Annotated in this window: 13 protein-coding genes; 6 read left to right on the top strand and 7 right to left on the bottom strand. The window is 72.3% G+C overall.

Annotated elements, in window-relative coordinates; all coding sequences use genetic code 11:
* Positions 1 to 22 precede the first annotated feature (22 nt).
* Positions 23 to 1,078, top strand: coding sequence for an adenosine deaminase (add, locus tag ACGFNU_RS22540; protein WP_392596401.1), 1,056 nt, complete (start codon positions 23 to 25; stop codon positions 1,076 to 1,078).
* 14 nt (positions 1,079 to 1,092) lie between these two features.
* On the opposite strand, the gene ACGFNU_RS22535 is transcribed toward add, so the two are convergent.
* From ACGFNU_RS22535 to ACGFNU_RS22525, 3 genes are all read right to left on the bottom strand, one after another.
* Positions 1,093 to 2,364 carry a DUF1266 domain-containing protein gene (locus ACGFNU_RS22535; RefSeq protein ID WP_392596399.1) on the bottom strand — a complete coding sequence of 424 codons (1,272 nt, stop codon included), beginning with the start codon at positions 2,362 to 2,364 and terminating at the stop codon, positions 1,093 to 1,095.
* A gap of 51 nt (positions 2,365 to 2,415) precedes the next feature.
* Positions 2,416 to 4,473 carry a molybdopterin-dependent oxidoreductase gene (locus tag ACGFNU_RS22530; RefSeq protein WP_392596397.1) on the bottom strand — a complete coding sequence of 686 codons (2,058 nt, stop codon included), beginning with the start codon at positions 4,471 to 4,473 and terminating at the stop codon, positions 2,416 to 2,418.
* A gap of 145 nt (positions 4,474 to 4,618) precedes the next feature.
* Positions 4,619 to 5,026, bottom strand: coding sequence for a PaaI family thioesterase (locus ACGFNU_RS22525; protein WP_392596396.1), 408 nt, complete (start codon positions 5,024 to 5,026; stop codon positions 4,619 to 4,621).
* A 146-nt stretch (positions 5,027 to 5,172) separates the two neighbouring features.
* On the opposite strand from ACGFNU_RS22525, the gene ACGFNU_RS22520 reads away from it, so the two are divergent.
* Positions 5,173 to 5,979 carry a helix-turn-helix domain-containing protein gene (locus ACGFNU_RS22520; protein ID WP_392596513.1) on the top strand — a complete coding sequence of 269 codons (807 nt, stop codon included), beginning with the start codon at positions 5,173 to 5,175 and terminating at the stop codon, positions 5,977 to 5,979.
* A 4-nt stretch (positions 5,980 to 5,983) separates the two neighbouring features.
* On the opposite strand, the gene ACGFNU_RS22515 is transcribed toward ACGFNU_RS22520, so the two are convergent.
* Positions 5,984 to 7,108: a globin domain-containing protein gene (locus ACGFNU_RS22515; RefSeq protein ID WP_392596394.1), complete on the bottom strand. Its 1,125-nt coding sequence runs from the start codon at positions 7,106 to 7,108 to the stop codon at positions 5,984 to 5,986.
* 593 nt (positions 7,109 to 7,701) lie between these two features.
* Here ACGFNU_RS22515 and ACGFNU_RS22510 point away from each other — a divergent pair.
* Genes ACGFNU_RS22510 through ACGFNU_RS22500 form a run of 3 tightly spaced genes read left to right on the top strand, consistent with a single transcriptional unit; the run spans position 7,702 to position 10,255 of the window.
* On the top strand, positions 7,702 to 8,430 hold the full coding sequence (locus ACGFNU_RS22510) for a gamma-glutamyl-gamma-aminobutyrate hydrolase family protein (protein WP_392596392.1): 729 nt from the start codon (positions 7,702 to 7,704) through the stop codon (positions 8,428 to 8,430).
* A gap of 56 nt (positions 8,431 to 8,486) precedes the next feature.
* Positions 8,487 to 9,440: an alpha/beta hydrolase gene (locus ACGFNU_RS22505; protein WP_392596390.1), complete on the top strand. Its 954-nt coding sequence runs from the start codon at positions 8,487 to 8,489 to the stop codon at positions 9,438 to 9,440.
* Complete coding sequence (locus ACGFNU_RS22500) at positions 9,437 to 10,255, top strand: enoyl-CoA hydratase/isomerase family protein (protein WP_392596388.1); 819 nt, start codon at positions 9,437 to 9,439, stop codon at positions 10,253 to 10,255. The genes ACGFNU_RS22505 and ACGFNU_RS22500 overlap by 4 nt, the downstream gene beginning before the upstream one ends.
* 13 nt (positions 10,256 to 10,268) lie before the next feature.
* Here ACGFNU_RS22500 and ACGFNU_RS22495 read toward each other — a convergent pair whose 3' ends face one another.
* The 3 genes from ACGFNU_RS22495 to ACGFNU_RS22485 all read right to left on the bottom strand — a co-directional run bounded on the left by ACGFNU_RS22495 (position 10,269) and on the right by ACGFNU_RS22485 (position 13,758).
* A complete protein-coding gene (locus ACGFNU_RS22495; protein ID WP_392596386.1) occupies positions 10,269 to 11,450 on the bottom strand; it encodes an acyl-CoA dehydrogenase family protein in 1,182 nt (393 codons plus the stop codon).
* Between the two features lie 75 nt (positions 11,451 to 11,525).
* Entirely contained in the window at positions 11,526 to 13,010 is a 1,485-nt protein-coding gene (locus tag ACGFNU_RS22490; protein ID WP_392596384.1) for an RtcB family protein, read from the bottom strand.
* A gap of 160 nt (positions 13,011 to 13,170) precedes the next feature.
* Positions 13,171 to 13,758: a TetR family transcriptional regulator gene (locus ACGFNU_RS22485; protein WP_392596382.1), complete on the bottom strand. Its 588-nt coding sequence runs from the start codon at positions 13,756 to 13,758 to the stop codon at positions 13,171 to 13,173.
* Between the two features lie 50 nt (positions 13,759 to 13,808).
* Here ACGFNU_RS22485 and ACGFNU_RS22480 point away from each other — a divergent pair, with 50 nt between their 5' ends.
* Positions 13,809 to 14,618: a class I SAM-dependent methyltransferase gene (locus ACGFNU_RS22480; protein ID WP_392596380.1), complete on the top strand. Its 810-nt coding sequence runs from the start codon at positions 13,809 to 13,811 to the stop codon at positions 14,616 to 14,618.
* Positions 14,619 to 14,621 lie beyond the last annotated feature (3 nt).

Raw genomic sequence — 14,621 nt, 5'->3', positions numbered from 1 at the left:
GGCCTTGTTAGCGTCTCGCGGCATGGTGACCACCGAACACGAACTCCCGGGGGCCGTGGCGACCCCGTCCCCGCTCCACTCGTTCATCGAGGCGCTGCCCAAGGTCGAACTGCACGTCCATCTCGTCGGGTCGGCGTCGGTGCCGACCGTCCTGGAGCTGGCCCGGCGGCACCCCGGCGGCCGCGTCCCCACCGGTGAGGAAGAGCTCCGGCGCTTCTACGAGTTCACCGACTTTCCGCACTTCGCGAAGGTGTACGAGGCCGTCTCCAGCCTCGTTCGGACCCCTGAGGACGTCGCCACGCTGGTCCTGGGCACCGCCCGCGATCTGGCCGCCCAGAACGTCCGGTACGTCGAGCTGACCGTCACTCCGTACACGCACCAGCGCATGGGCATGCCGATGCCCGCGATCACCGAGGCGCTGGACCTGGCGGTGCGGCAGGCGCGCGACCTCTACGGCATCCAGGTGGCCTACATCTTCGACATCCCGGGCGAGTTCGGGCCCGAAGGCTGCCGCGCGACCGCCCGGCACGCGCTGGACCACCCGCCGGAGGCCCTCGTCGGCTTCGGCCTCGGCGGCATCGAGCAGATGCGGGACGCGATCCGCGACGAGATCCGCGAGGCCTTCCGCGCGGCGCGCGGTGCCGGCCTGCGCAGCCTGCCGCACGGCGGCGAGATGAGCGGCCCGGAGACGATCTGGGAGGTCATCGAGGGCCTCGGCGCCGAGCGCATCGGGCACGGCATCCGCTGCCTGGACGACCCGCGCCTGGTCGCCCACCTGCGCGAGACGCAGATCCCCCTGGAGGTCTGCCCCACGTCCAACGTCTGCACCGGGCAGGTCCCGGACCTCGCCGCGCACCCGCTGCCGCGCCTGCTGGAGGAGGGCCTGTTCGTCACCCTCAACAGCGACGACCCGCCGATGTTCGACACGACCCTCACCGGCGAGTACCGGGTGGCCGCCGACGTCTTCGGCTTCGGCCGCGAGCAGCTGGCCGCGCTCGCCCGCAACGCGGTCGCCGCCTCGTCGCTGGACGGGCCGGGCAAGCAGGCGATCGTCCAGGAGATCGACGCCGTCGGCTGAGTGATTCCCCTGGCTCAGCCCCAGGCGAGCTTGCGCCAGGGGCTGCCGGGGTCCTCGACCAGGATCCGGTGGCCGGTGAGCGACCGGTCGTACCACTCGCCGAGCTCGCCCTCGTCGAACCGGAGCATGCGGCCGAGGATGTACCCGGCGGAGTAGTCCTCCCAGGACGTGTAGACCTTGGACGCGTAGTGCCCGGCGCGCAGCACGCCGTCCTCGGCGGCCTCGGCGTCGCAGTAGCCCGCGTTCAGCCCCCAGCGGGCCATGTTGACGGCGCGGCCGAAGTCGTAGCCGAAGACGCTGTCGACGCGCCCCTCCGGCGGCAGCAGGCCGTCGACGCGGAACCGTTCCTCGTACCGGGCGATCTGCCGGGCGAGCCGGACGAGCTCCTCGGTGGTCTCGATCGAGACGTCCTTCTCCTGGCACCAGCCCGCGATGGCCGAGTGCCAGGCGAGCGGGTCGGTCATCCCGGACGCGCGCCGGTCGAGGATGATCTGGATGGCGGGATCGCAGTTCTCGGCCGCGAGGAGCCGGTCCATCGCCTGCTTCCAGCCGGCGGCGTCGCTGATGCCCCAGTCGCGTTCGAGCAGGGTGCGGTTGTGCTCGGGATCGCGGTCGGTGCCGGTGATCGTGTTCCACGCGACGCCGTTGCCGACCGCCAGGTGGGCGCCCACCGCGAGCGCCGCGGCGAGCCGTCCCCACGTGGCCGCCTCGGGATCGGTCACGAGGATGTCGTAGTCGCGGTCGGGCCGCCGTTCGGCCTCCGCGAGGATGGCGGCCACCTGCTGGTAGCCGTCACCGGCGGGCGGCATCTGGGCGAGCATGTCGCGGAGGGGCCCGACGGCCTCGCGCGGCCCCGCGTCGGCCACGATCAGCCGGGCGGCGTGGACCGCCGCCCGGTCGGCGCGCTTGTGATCTTGCAGGGCCCGGAATCCCGTCATCGCGCCCCAGGCGCGCCTGGCCGCCTCGGCGGTCCGGCCGGCACCCGCCAGCACGTGGGCCGCCTGGCCGTCGAGGACGGCGCGTGCCTCCGCCGCGTCGCCGGGGAGCCCGCCCGCGGCCTGGTCGGCCCGGCCCAGCACGGTCAGGGCCTCGTCGGTGCGATCGGCCGCCTGCAGGGCCCGCGCCTGCCGGGCCCGCACGGCGACCGCCGCGGCGCGGTCGCCGCCCGCCTCCATCCGGTCGGCGACGGCGGCGAACGCGGCCGCGGCCTCCTCGGGGCGCCCCTGCCGTTCGTACTTGCGGGCCCGGTCGAGCAGCTCGCCGGGGTCGGTGGACGGGTATGTCATGAGATCCCTGTACATGGTCGGCTGGTCTGCCCGTCACCGTAGCGCCCCGCGTCAGGCGAGGCGCTCCACTTCCACGCGGGTGTCGTGGAACACCGGGCCGCCGCCCAGGTCGGTGTCGCGCTCGTCGGTGACCGCGTTGGCGTTCGCGCCACCGCCGAACTTGGCCCAGTGCCCCTTCGTGGTGGCCGCCACCCCAGGCCGCAGCCGGTCGGTGACCTCCACGGTCACCTCGAACGCGCCGCGCTCGTTGGCGATCCGGGCGCGGTCGCCGGTGGCGAGCCCGCGCGCGGCGGCGTCGTCCGGGTGGAGCTGGACGGCCGGGCCGCCCGACCGGCGGCGCAGCTCGGGGTTGTTGCCGAAGATCGTGTTGAGGAACGTGTGGGGCGCGCCCGAGACGAGTGCCAGCGGGTAGCGGCGGGCCCGTTCGGGATCGGCGACCTCGACCGGCGGGATGTAGTCGGGCAGCTCGGGGTGACCGCCGCCGATCGCCCGCTGCGACCGGAACTCCAGGCGGCCCGAAGGGGTGGGGAACCCCTCCGCGTACGGCAGGAAGGGCTCCGGCACGCTGAAGCGGACGAAACCCTCCTTGCGGAGCCGGTCCAGCGTGATGCCGTCCAGCCACGGGTGCCCGGACGAGAGGAGCTGCTCGGCGAGCTGCTCGTCCGAGTCGTAGAGGCTCGGCTCGGTCAGGCCCATCCGGTGCGCGAGCCGGCGGAACGTCTCGGTGCCGGACAGGCACTCGCCCGGGGGCTCCACGGCGGCCTCGTTCCACGCCAGGTACAGATGCCCGTAGCCGGTGTTCAGATCCCGGTGCTCGTGCTGCATGGTCGCGGGCAGCACGATGTCGGCGTAGTCGACGGTGTCGGTGGGGAACTGCTCCAGCACGACCGTGAACAGGTCTTCGCGGGCCAGCCCCTCGCGGACCTTGTTCTGGTGCGGGGTGCTGCCGCCGGGGTTGGCGGCGATCACGAACAGCGCCTTGACCTGCGGATCGTCCCGCTCCAGCAGCCCCTCGCCGAGCCTGCTCATCGAGAGCGTGCGCACCGGCCCCGGCCGCAGATCGGCACGGAGCACCGCGGCCCGGTCGAGCTTGGCGTGCTCGGACGTGGAGTAGCTGACCCCGCCGCCGCGCAGCGCCCAGTCGCCGGTCACCCCGGCGATGCCCGCGATGGTCCGCAGCGTCATGCCGCCGCCCGCGTTGCGCTGGAGGCCCATGGTGGCGCGGATCGCGGTCGGCCGGGTCCGCGCGACGCGCTCGCCCAGGGCCACGATCGATTCCGCGGGGATGCCGGTGATCTCGGCGGCGCGCTCCGGCGGCCATTCCGCGATGCGGTCGCGGAACTCCGCCCAGCCCAGCGTGTGATCGGCGAGGAAGTCCTCGTCCTGGGCGCCGAGGCCGACGATCACGTTGAGCAGCGCCAGGGCGAGCGCCCCGTCGGTGCCGGGCAGCGGCGCCAGGTGCTCGTCGGCCTGCTGGGCGGTGCGGGTGCGGACCGGGTCGATGGCGACCAGGTGGGCGCCCGCCTGGCGGGCCTCCTGGATGAACTTCCAGACATGGTGGCCGCTGGTCAGCGGGTTCGTGCCCCACAAGACAATGAGCTTGGCATGGGCGAAGTCCTCAGGGTCCATGCCCGCCGAGGAGCCCATCGCCTGCCGCAGGCCCTCACTGCCTGCCCACGAGCAGATGTTGTAGGCGTGGTCGGACGCGCCCAGCATGTTGAAGAGCCGCCGCCCAGGAGTGCCGCCCAGGCCCTGGATGAAACCGAGCGTCCCGGTGCCCCAGTACGGCCAGATGGCCTCGCCGCCGTGCTCCTCGACGATCCGGCCGAGCCGCGTCGCGATCTCGTCGAGCGCCTCGTCCCAGCTGATGCGCTCGAACCTGCCTTCGCCCTTGGCGCCGACCCGGCGCATCGGGTACAGGATCCGGTCGGGCGCCTCGGCGTGCTCCAGCCACCGGTTGACCTTGGCGCACAGGGCGCCGCGGGTGTACGGGTGGTCGGGGTTGCCGCGCAGCTTGACGGCCTTGCCGTCCTTGACCGTCACCACCCACGAGCAGCCGTCGGGACAGTCCAGCGGGCACGCCCCCAAGACCTTGAGCTCGGTGCCCATCAGACCTCCCCTTCACCTCTGCGAACCAGGACGAACACCACCAGTCTGCTGGATCATCCTCATGAGTGTCACCCCGAGACGGGCATGACAGGGAACCTGAGCTCGATCAGGTTCCGGTCCGGGAGGAATCTACGACGTAAAGGTGTCAGCCTTGGGGATGGAGGACGGCCTGGGTCTGCGTCACCTGGGCGATCCGCTTGCCGTCGTCGTCGTGCAGGTCGGTCTGCACGACGATGGACGTGCGGCCGACGTGCAGCGGCCGGGCCACGGCGTGCACGTGCCCGGAACGCAGGGCGCGGAAGAAGTTGGTCTTCGACTCCAGCGTGGTCGTCGAGGTGCCCGGCCGCAGATTGAGGAACGCGCACGCGGCGCCGAGGGTGTCGGCGAGGGCCATCAGCGCGCCGCCGTGCAGCATGCCGCCGGCGGTGCACCGGTCCGCGTCCCACGCCAGCCGCCCCGTGACCTCGCCGGGTCCCGCGGTGTCGATCTCGACGCCGAGCGCGCGGGCGAACGGCATCGCGTCGGTCAGCTGGGCGGGGGTGATCTCGGTCATCGTGCTCCTCTGGTCGGGCCTGGAGATCACTCTCGGGGCCGGGGCCCGGCGCGGTCCATTACGTCGGAGGTAATGGTGAGGGGTATTACATGGGAGGTAATCGCCCTCGTGCGGTGACCGTCGGTAGCGTCGGCCGTGTGACGACGATGACGACATCCCTCAGCGACGTGCGGCCGATCGGGGAGCAACTGCGCGCCTGGCGCCAGCGGCGGCGGCTGAGCCAGCTGGAGCTGGCGTCGGCGGCCGACGTGTCGACCCGGCACCTGAGCTTCGTGGAGACCGGGCGCTCGGTGCCGAGCCGGGAGATGGTGCTGCGGCTGGCCGAGCATCTGGAGGTGCCGCTGCGCGACCGCAACCTGCTGCTGGTCTCGGCGGGCTACGCGCCGGTGTACGCCGAGACGCCGATGGAAGAGCCGCGGATGGACTCGGTGCGGTCGGCGCTGCGGCTCGTCCTGGACGCGCACGAGCCGTTCCCGGCGGTGGTCGTGGACCGGTTCTGGAACCTGATCGACGCCAACGGCGCCGCGGCGCTGTTCATGGAGGGCGCGCCGGCCGAGCTGATGGAGCCGCCGGTGAACGTGCTGCGGCTCAGCATGCATCCGGAGGGCATGGCCCGGAACATCGTCAACCTGGGGGAGTGGCGCGCCCACATGGTCGATCGCGTCCGCCGGCACGTGGCGCTCACCGCCGACGAGTCCCTCGCCCAGCTCTACCGCGAGCTGCGCGACTACCCGGGCACCGATCCGGTGGCCGAGGCCGTGGTCACCCCTTCGGCGAACGAGGTCGTGGTGCCGTTGCGGATGCTGGTCGACGGCGAGGAGCTGTCGTTCATCAGCACGATCGCCACGTTCGGCACGCCGGTCGACATCACGGTCGCCGAGCTGGCCATCGAGTCGTTCTATCCGGCCGACGCCCGCACGACCGAGGTCCTCCGGCGCCGCGCGGGCTGGTGAGGCCCTAGGACCCGGTGCCCGCCTCGCGCAGCGCCTCCTCCGCGCCGAGCAGGTCGTGGCGGATGCGGGCCGGCGGCACGCCGAGGCGCTGGAGCTCCCCGACCGAGTCGCGGACCATGCCGGTCGGGCCGGACACGTAGACGTCGTCGTCCTCGCAGTCGTGAAACCGGCCGAGCACGTCCGGAATCTGCCCCTTCATTCCGTCGAAGTCCGGCTCGTCGGACAGGACGGGGATCACCCGCAGCCACGGATAGGTGGACTGCAGCAAGTGCAGATCGGCCATGTCGTACAGGTCGCGCTCGGTGCGCGCGCCGACCAGCAGCCGGATGTTGCGGTGCCGCTCGGACATGATGACCTGCTCGGCCAGCGCCTTGAGGGGGGCCAGGCCGGTGCCCCCGGCGATGAGCAGCAGGTCCCGGCCGGACTCGGGGTCGAGCGTCATGGTGCCCAGCGCCGGGCCGAGCAGGATGCCGTCGCCGATCTTGGTGTGGCGGACGAGGGCGCCGCTGACCCAGCCGCCGGGCAGGGCGCGGACGTGCAGGCGCACCATGCCGTCCGAGCGCGGGGCGTTGGCGATCGAATAGGGCCGCCAGACGCGCGGCCACCGCGCGGTCTGCACCGTGAGGTACTGGCCGGCGGTGAACGAGAACGGCTGGCCGGGCCGGACCGTCAGCACGGCCAGGTCGTGGGAGCGCCGGTCATGGTCGTGCACCTCGGCCACCCACCAGGGCGGCGCCTGCGAGGCGTCCTCGCTGGCGGCGGCCAGCATCGTCTCGGCCGCCTCCTGGTAGGCGGCCCGCCACGAGGCCTCCACCTCCGGGGTCCACTCGTCGCTGAACTTGCGCAGCGTCGCGATCAGCGCGGCGCCCACGGCCGGGTAGTGCTCGCGGAGCACCCCGAACTTGCGGTGGTCGCGGCCGAGTTGCGAGAGATAGCCCGCGAGCGTGCCGGGACTGTCCAGGCTCCATACGATCTTGGTGAGCGCGTGGAAGAGCCGGTCGCGCTGCACGTCCATTGCCGGCGGGAACATCGCGCGCAGGCGCGGATTCTCCGCGAATAGCCGCCCGTAGAAATAGGCGGCCGCCTGGTCACCGGACGTCCCGAGTTGAGCGAAATTCTCTTTGACCACACGGGGTTCAAATGACATTTGCCAAGCTCGCCCCCCTGGCTTTGTCTCCGGGCCGTCGCGGTTCCCCGGCGTTTCCAACGCCCGCGAGCAGCCTGGCTTGGAGTGATTCTCCCACCTGAAGTCGCTGGTACTCAACCGATTCAGGCGAAGGCACCCGCTTGGGTGCAAAGAGTAGTCGAGGCGTGATTCTCCGTAATCACCATTGCCTGATCGGGAACAAGCATACTGATCGGTACTCAACAGGCCGGGTTTCGAAGAGTTGATCGTTGTGACGAATAGCCCGTGTGAAACCTGGAATTGGCGCGACACGAATGTGTCCGGCGGTCGACAAAGAAGGTGCACGAAGTGCGGTGGAGAAACCTCCTACCGGGTAGGAGGTTTCCAAATTCGGTACGGGGAGGCGGCGCTCGGGCCGGGGTTCCGGACCGTCCGCCGGAGCCGCCACGAAAGATCGTCCGGGCCTGGGTCCGCGTCCGGCTGCCCGCATCGGCCTGCGTGAATCGGGGGCTTGCGGCAAGCTGGGCCGGGACCGGCCGGGCATCGGACGGTCCGAAAAGCCGTGGCCCAGGCCCGCCGAGGAGGGGAACCCAGGAATGCGAGAGAACGCCGCGCCGCTCATCGGCATCACGACCTACCTCGAACCGGCCCGCTGGGGCGTGTGGGTGCGGGAGGCGGCGCTGCTGCCCGCGTCCTACCTGCGCGCGGTCGAGCGGGCGGGAGGCGTTCCCGTCCTCGTGCCGCCGATGGCGGGTCTGCGCGGCCTGGACGCCCTGGTCGGCGGGCTCGACGGCATCATCCTCGCGGGGGGCGGGGACCTGGACCCGGACCTGTACGGCGCGGAGCGGCACGAGGCGACCGGGCCGCCGCAGCCGCGGCGGGACCGGTTCGAGCTGGCGCTCCTCCGCGCGGCGGTCGACGCCGACCTCCCGTTCCTGGCCATCTGCCGCGGCATGCAGATCCTCAACGTGGCCCGCGGCGGCGCGCTCATCCAGCATCTGCCAGAGGCCGTCGACCACCAGGGGCACGCGCCCGGGCCGGGCGTGGTGGGCAGTCACGCGGTGCGGATCAGCGCGGCCGGCGCGATCGGGAAGATCCTCGGGGACGCGGTGGAGGTGCCGACCTACCACCACCAGGCCGTCAGCCGGCTGGGCAAGGGCCTGGTCGCGGTCGGCTGGGCCGACGACCAGGTCGTCGAGGCGGTCGAGCTGCAGGGGCACCGCTTCGGGCTCGGCGTGCAGTGGCATCCCGAGGAGGGCGACGACCTCCGCCTGTTCGAGGCCCTGGTCGCCGAGGCGGCCGCGTGCCGATCGTCCGGCCGCTGATCGTTGTCCCTCCCGGTGGGTAGGTTCATGCCTATTCGCTCACCGGAGGTCGCCGCATGCCCCTGCACCCGCAGACCGCCAGATTCCTTGAGGACGTCCGCGCCCTGACGGCGCTCGCGGGGCCCGAGCCCACGATCGAGGACATGCGGCGCGAGGTGGGCGCGGCCGTCTTCGCGGCCCGGCGCGATCTGCCGCAGGTGATCGACACGGCCGTTCCGGCGGCGGGCGGGCCCGTGCCCGTGCGCCTCTACCGCCCGGTGCCGCCCGGCGGCCCGCCCCTGCCCGCGGTGATCTACTTCCACGGCGGCGGCTGGGTGATCGGCGATCTGGAGTGCGTCGACGCCGCCTGCCGCGAGCTGGCCGCCCGCGCCCGCTGCGCGGTGATCAGCGTGGACTACCGGCTCGCCCCCGAGCACCCGTTCCCGGCGGCGGTCGAGGACGCGTGGGCGGTGACGGCGGCCGTCGTGCGCGATCCCGGGCCGTACGGCGTCGACGCGCGGGCGGTCGCGGTGGCCGGCGACAGCGCGGGCGGCAACCTGGCCGCCGTGGTCGCCCTGCTCGCCCGTGAACGCGCCCTGCCCCTGGCCCATCAGCTGCTCGTCTATCCCGTCACCGACACCGCCATGGACACCCCCAGCCATGCCGAGTTCGCGACGGGGTACGGCCTCGACGGCCCCGCCCTGGCCCGGTTCATGGAGCTCTACCGTGGCGTGGCCGACCCCGCCGATCCGAGGCTGGCCCCGCTGCGCGCGCCCGACCTCGCCGGGGTCGCCCCCGCCACGGTCATCACCGCCGAATACGACATCCTCCGCGACGAGGGAGAGGCCTACGCGCACCGGATGCGAGCGGCGGGAGTGCCGGTCGAGCTCCGCCGCTTCGACGGGGTCGTGCACGCGTTCTTCCTGCTGCCCGAGATCTTCGACGCCGGGGTCGAGGCGATGGAGTTCGCTGTGCGACGATTGCGCGCGGCGTTCGACGACGCGATCTCCGGGGAGATGGGTGCGGCATGAGTGACGAGCTGGCAGGGGACGACCTGGCACGGTACGCGGCGTACGAGCGGCTGAAGATCGACTGGGCCGCGCCGCGGGTGCTGCGCGTCACCATCAGCGGGCCGGGCAAGCTCAACGCCGTCGACACCGTCGGGCACCGCGAGCTCGCCGAGATCTGGCGCGACGCCGACGCCGACGACCGCGTGCGCGCGGTGGTGGTGCGCGGCGAGGGCACCGCGTTCTGCGCGGGCGGCGACCTGGCCATGATCGAGGAGATGATGACCGACCACGCGGTCCGCACCCGGATCCTGCGCGAGGCCCGCGACATCGTCATGAACATCGTCAACTGCGGCAAGCCGGTCGTCAGCGCGATCCAGGGTCCGGCCGTCGGCGCGGGGCTGGCCGTCGCCCTGCTGGCCGACATCTCGGTCGCCGGGCGCACGGCCAAGCTGCTCGACGGCCACACCCGCATCGGCGTCGCCGCCGGCGACCACGCCGCGATCATCTGGCCGCTGCTGTGCGGCATGGCCAAGGCCAAGTACTACCTGCTGCTGAACGACGTGCTCACCGGCGCGGAGGCCGAGCGCATCGGGCTCGTCAGCCTGAGCGTCGACGACGACGAGGTGCACGAGCGGGCGCTGGAGATCGCCGGACGGCTCGCCGACGGCGCGGCCGAGGCGGTGCGGTTCACCAAGCACGCCCTCAACAACTGGCTGCGCATGGCCGGGCCCACCTTCGACGCCTCGCTGGCGATGGAGTTCCTCGGGTTCACCGGCTCAGACGTTCGCGAGGGCGTCGCCGCCGTCCGCGAGAAGCGTCCCGCCCGGTTCGGCTGACACCAGCCGAACGTCAGTAGGACTTGGGCAGGCCGAGTTCGTGCTGGGCGATGTGGGCGAGCACGAGCTCCTCGGCGACCGGGATGTTCTTGGCGATGCGCGCGTCGCGGAACATGCGTGCCACCGGGTACTCCAGCGAGTAGGCCATGCCGCCGTGCGTCTGGAACGCCCGGTCGGCCGCCTGCCACGCCGCGTCGGCGGCGGTGAGCTTGGCGATGTTGGCCTCCGAGCCGCACGGCCGCCCCCGGTCCCAGAGCCACGCCGCCTTGTAGGTCATGAGGCGGGCCAGCTCGACCTGCGCCTTGATCCGGGCGAGCGGGAAGGCGACGGCCTGGTTGGCGCCGATGGGCGTGCCGAACGGGGCGCGGTCACGCGCGTAGTCGCAGGCCACCTTCAGGACGAGCTCGCCGAAGCCCACACCGCTGGCCGCCGCCAGGATGCGCTCGGGATTGAGGATGTCCCACAGCACCGCGAAACCCTCGTCCACCTGCCCGAGGACGCGCTCGGCGGGGACGCGCACGTCGTCCAGGAACACCATGCTGGACGCGACGGTGTTGGTGCCGAGCTTGGGGATCGGCTGGTAGCTGAGCGTGCCCTGGGCGAGCGCGTCCTTGACGCCGACGAGCAGCACCGTGAACCCGGCCGTGCGGGGCTTGGCCTCGGCCGCCGGGATCGTCCGGGCGACCAGCACCAGGAAGTCGGCGCGCTCCACCCCGGAGATCCAGATCTTCTGGCCGCCGACGAGGAAATGGTCACCGTCGCGGCGGGCCTGCGTGGTGATGTTGATGGCGTTGCTGCCCGCGTCGGGCTCGGTGATGGCGAAGCACGTCTCGATCTCACCGGACACGATCTTCGGCAGGAACTCGCGCCGCTGCTCCTCGGTGCCGTGCCGCATGATGGTCAGCCCGCCGAAGGCCGGGGTCAGCAGGTACATGAACGAGGCCGCGCCGCCCGCGCCGCCGGCCGCCAGGCTCTCCAGCGCGACCGACAGCTCCAGCAGCCCCTGACCGGCGCCGCCGTACTCCTCCGGAATCGCGAGGCTGTGCCAGCCGCCCTGGACGAGCTCCGCCCAGACCTCCTCCGGCCAGCGCTTCTCCGCGTCGCAGCGGTCCCAGTAGGCCTGGTCGTACTTCGCGGCGATCGCCCGCACGCCCTCCTGGACCGCGATCGCGCTCTCGGGCAGGTTGAAGTCCACTCGCGCCTCCTCCGGATGCCGTTCAGCCACACCGTAGCCCACGAGGTAAGCGCTCACTGACATCACACCCCCGCCTCACCCCTTGACGGTCAGGAGCGGGCGGAGTTCGGCGACCGGCTCGGCGACGCCGCCGGCCGCCAGGCCCGCGACGACCGGGCCGATGTCCTTGTAGGCCCAGGGCGCCTCCTGCTTGAGGTCGCGGCGCCACGCGGCCATCACGTCGGACCGCCGCGCCACCACGGGGTCGCGGTGGTCCAGCGGGGTGACCACGCGGAACTCCCGCAGGAACGCGTCCAGATCCGCGCCGGAGGCCCGCGCCGTCGCCCCGCGCGGGACGCGCCGTCCGGCGCCGTGGCAGGCACTGGCAAGCGTCCGCGGGTCGCCGAGGCCGCGGAGCACGAAGCTCGCCGCCCCCATCGAACCCGGAACGATCACCGGCTCGCCCCACATCGCGTACGGGCCGCCCGCGGTCTCGGCGAAACCTCCCGCGGGGGTCGCGCCCTTGCGGTGCACGACGCGGTCACCGTCCCGCCAGAAGAGGTTGTGCGGCGCGTCGTACAGCAGGCGCGAGGACAGGTCGCCGCACTCGGCCGCCAGGCCCGCCCGCATGGTGAGGGCGAGAAAGAACCGGTTGCCCACCGCGAAGTTCGCCGCGTTGCCGAAGGCGTCCAGATAGGGGCGGCGGGCAGGCTCGGACTCTTCGTCGAGAAGGAACGGAAGGATCCCGTTCCTCGGCCGGGGCAGCCCTGCCGGCCAGCCTGCGCGGAGCCGGTCGAGGGCGGTGGCGTTGGCCTGGTGGCCCAGCGACAGCGAGCCGCTGTGCGCCATCAGGACGACCGTCCCGGGGGACAGGCCCCAGGCGTGCGCGGCGGCGGCGTCGTGTACGGCCGATACGTACTGCAATTCCACGAAATGATTGCCTCCGCCGATGCCGCCGATGATGCTGTCGTGGCTCGTCCCGCCCGCACTGCCCACCCAGTCGGCGAACGCCTCGGCGGTCGCCGCCGGGTAGGCGGGCGCGTGCATCCGGTCGAGGGAGTCGTCGGCGTCGTCCGGCTGCAGACCGGGCCACCGCGCGTCGCCCGCGAGGAGCAGGCCGGGCAGGCCGTCGCGGAGGAGGGCCTCGCGCTGGGCGGGAGTGAGCGCGATGCGGCGGCCGCCCTCGAAGAACAGATGCCGGAGGCGGCGTTCGAGCGCGTCCAGCCGGGGGCGGACCCGCTCGGCCCGCAGCGAGGTGACCTCCAGCCGCATGCCGCAGTTGATGTCGTTGCCGACGGCCTGGGGGATGAGCGCGTGCTCGGTCTCCAGGACGGTGCCGATCGGGATCCCGGCGCCCTTGTGGAAGTCGGGCGTCAGCGCGACGCGGGTGATGCGCGCTTCGGGCGCCAGGCGGGCGAGCGTGTCGGCGGTCTCGAGGAGCGAGAGCACCTCGTCGACGGCGGCGGGTTCGAGGGGCACGTCGGGACCGGCGCAGATCTCGACGGGGATGTCCCAGGGGTTGGGGAGATGGAGCCAGGCGTCGTCGACGCGGACGAGCCGGTGGTCTTGGCGAGCGGGCATGACGATGAAGATCCTTCGGGCTGCTGGCGGGCGCGGCGAAGCGCGCGGGAAAAGGGGAAGCGGGCGGGTGGCTCCCCGCCGGGTCCTCGGGTTCAGCAGCCGCGAGGTGAGAGACGAACGTAGCGCGCGCCGGACGCGGCGCGCCACCGATTATCGATCTTCAGGGACGTCCAGATTCTTCAGGGACGTCCAGATAGCGCGTGACCATGCGGGCGATCAGATCGGCCACCCGGTCGGGCGGCTCGGTGGGCAGCACGATGTGGCTCATCGTCAGCCGGACCGCCGCCTCGGCGATCTCGGCGAACGCGTCGCGGTCGAGCTCGGGCCACTCGGCCAGCGCGTGCGCGACGATGCGGGTCCGCGCGGTGAACAGCACGGGCTCGGCCTGGGTGGTGAGGAGGGGGAGCAGCTCGTCGCCGCCGGCGCCGGTCAGCACCACCTTCTTGATCGGGTCGTCGGCGGACAGCTCCAGCGTGAACCGAACCGCGGCGGCGACGGCGGAGTAGAGGTCGTCGCTGTGCTCGGTCAGGATGCGGTCGATGCCGTCCACGTACCGGTCGTTGTCGCGCATGACCACGGCCTGGGCCATGCCCCACTTGTCACCGAACTCGTTGTAGACGGTCTGCCTGCTGACGCCCACGGCGGCGGCGACGTCCTGCATCCGCACGCCCCGGTAGCCGCGCTGGACGAGGAGCTCGGCGGCGGCGTCCAGGAGCGAGTCGCGGAGGGAGGACGGGGCTCCGGTCATCTGGGGCTCTCCCTTCCGGTCGGATCGCCGGTGACCATTATCGTCGGCACATGGTCAATGAGGACTATCTGACACTCAATCGTGCCCTCTGGGACGAGCGTGTACCGATCCATGTCGCCAGTGACTTCTATGACGTGGCGGGGTTCCGTGCCGGGGCGTCCAGCCTGCGGGACTTCGAGCCCGCCGAGATGGGGGACGTGACAGGGCGCAGGCTGGTCCATCTGCAGTGCCACTTCGGGCTCGACACGCTCTCGTGGGCGCGCCGGGGAGCCGTGGTGACGGGGCTGGACTTCTCCCTGCCGGCGGTCGAGGCCGGGCGGGAGCTGGCCGCCGAGGCCGGCCTGCCCGCGAGGTTCGTGGCCGCCGACGTCTACGAGGCGACCGAAGCGCTGGGGGAGAAGTACGACATCGTCTACACCGGGCTCGGCTCGCTGCTCTGGCTGCCTGACATCGAGCGCTGGGCGCGGACCGTGGCCGATCTCCTGGAGCCGGGCGGCTTCCTCTACCTGGTCGAGTTCCACCCGTTCGCGAACACGCTGGACGACGAGGACGGCCGCACCGTCACCTACGACTACTTCGACCGCTCACCCCGGGTCTGGGACGAGCCCGGTACCTACACCGACCCGGAGGCGGACACCGCCAACACCACGTCGGTGGAGTTCGAGCACGGGATCGGCGATGTCGTCAGCGCGCTCGCGTCGGCGGGGCTGCGGGTCGATTTCCTGCACGAGTTCGACTTCACGCTCTTCCAGCGCCACCGGTCGCTGGAGCGGGACGGCTCGGTCTATCGCCTCCCCGCCGGTCTGCCGCGGGTGCCTCTGATGTACTCCTTGAAGGCGGACAAGCCCGGCGCGTCCTGATTC

The sequence above is a fragment of the Spirillospora sp. NPDC048911 genome, from assembly GCF_043198015.1.
GTDB lineage: Bacteria > Actinomycetota > Actinomycetes > Streptosporangiales > Streptosporangiaceae > Spirillospora.
Note: the sequence above shows the minus strand (reverse complement) of the source record. Positions and strands in the feature narration are given on the sequence as shown.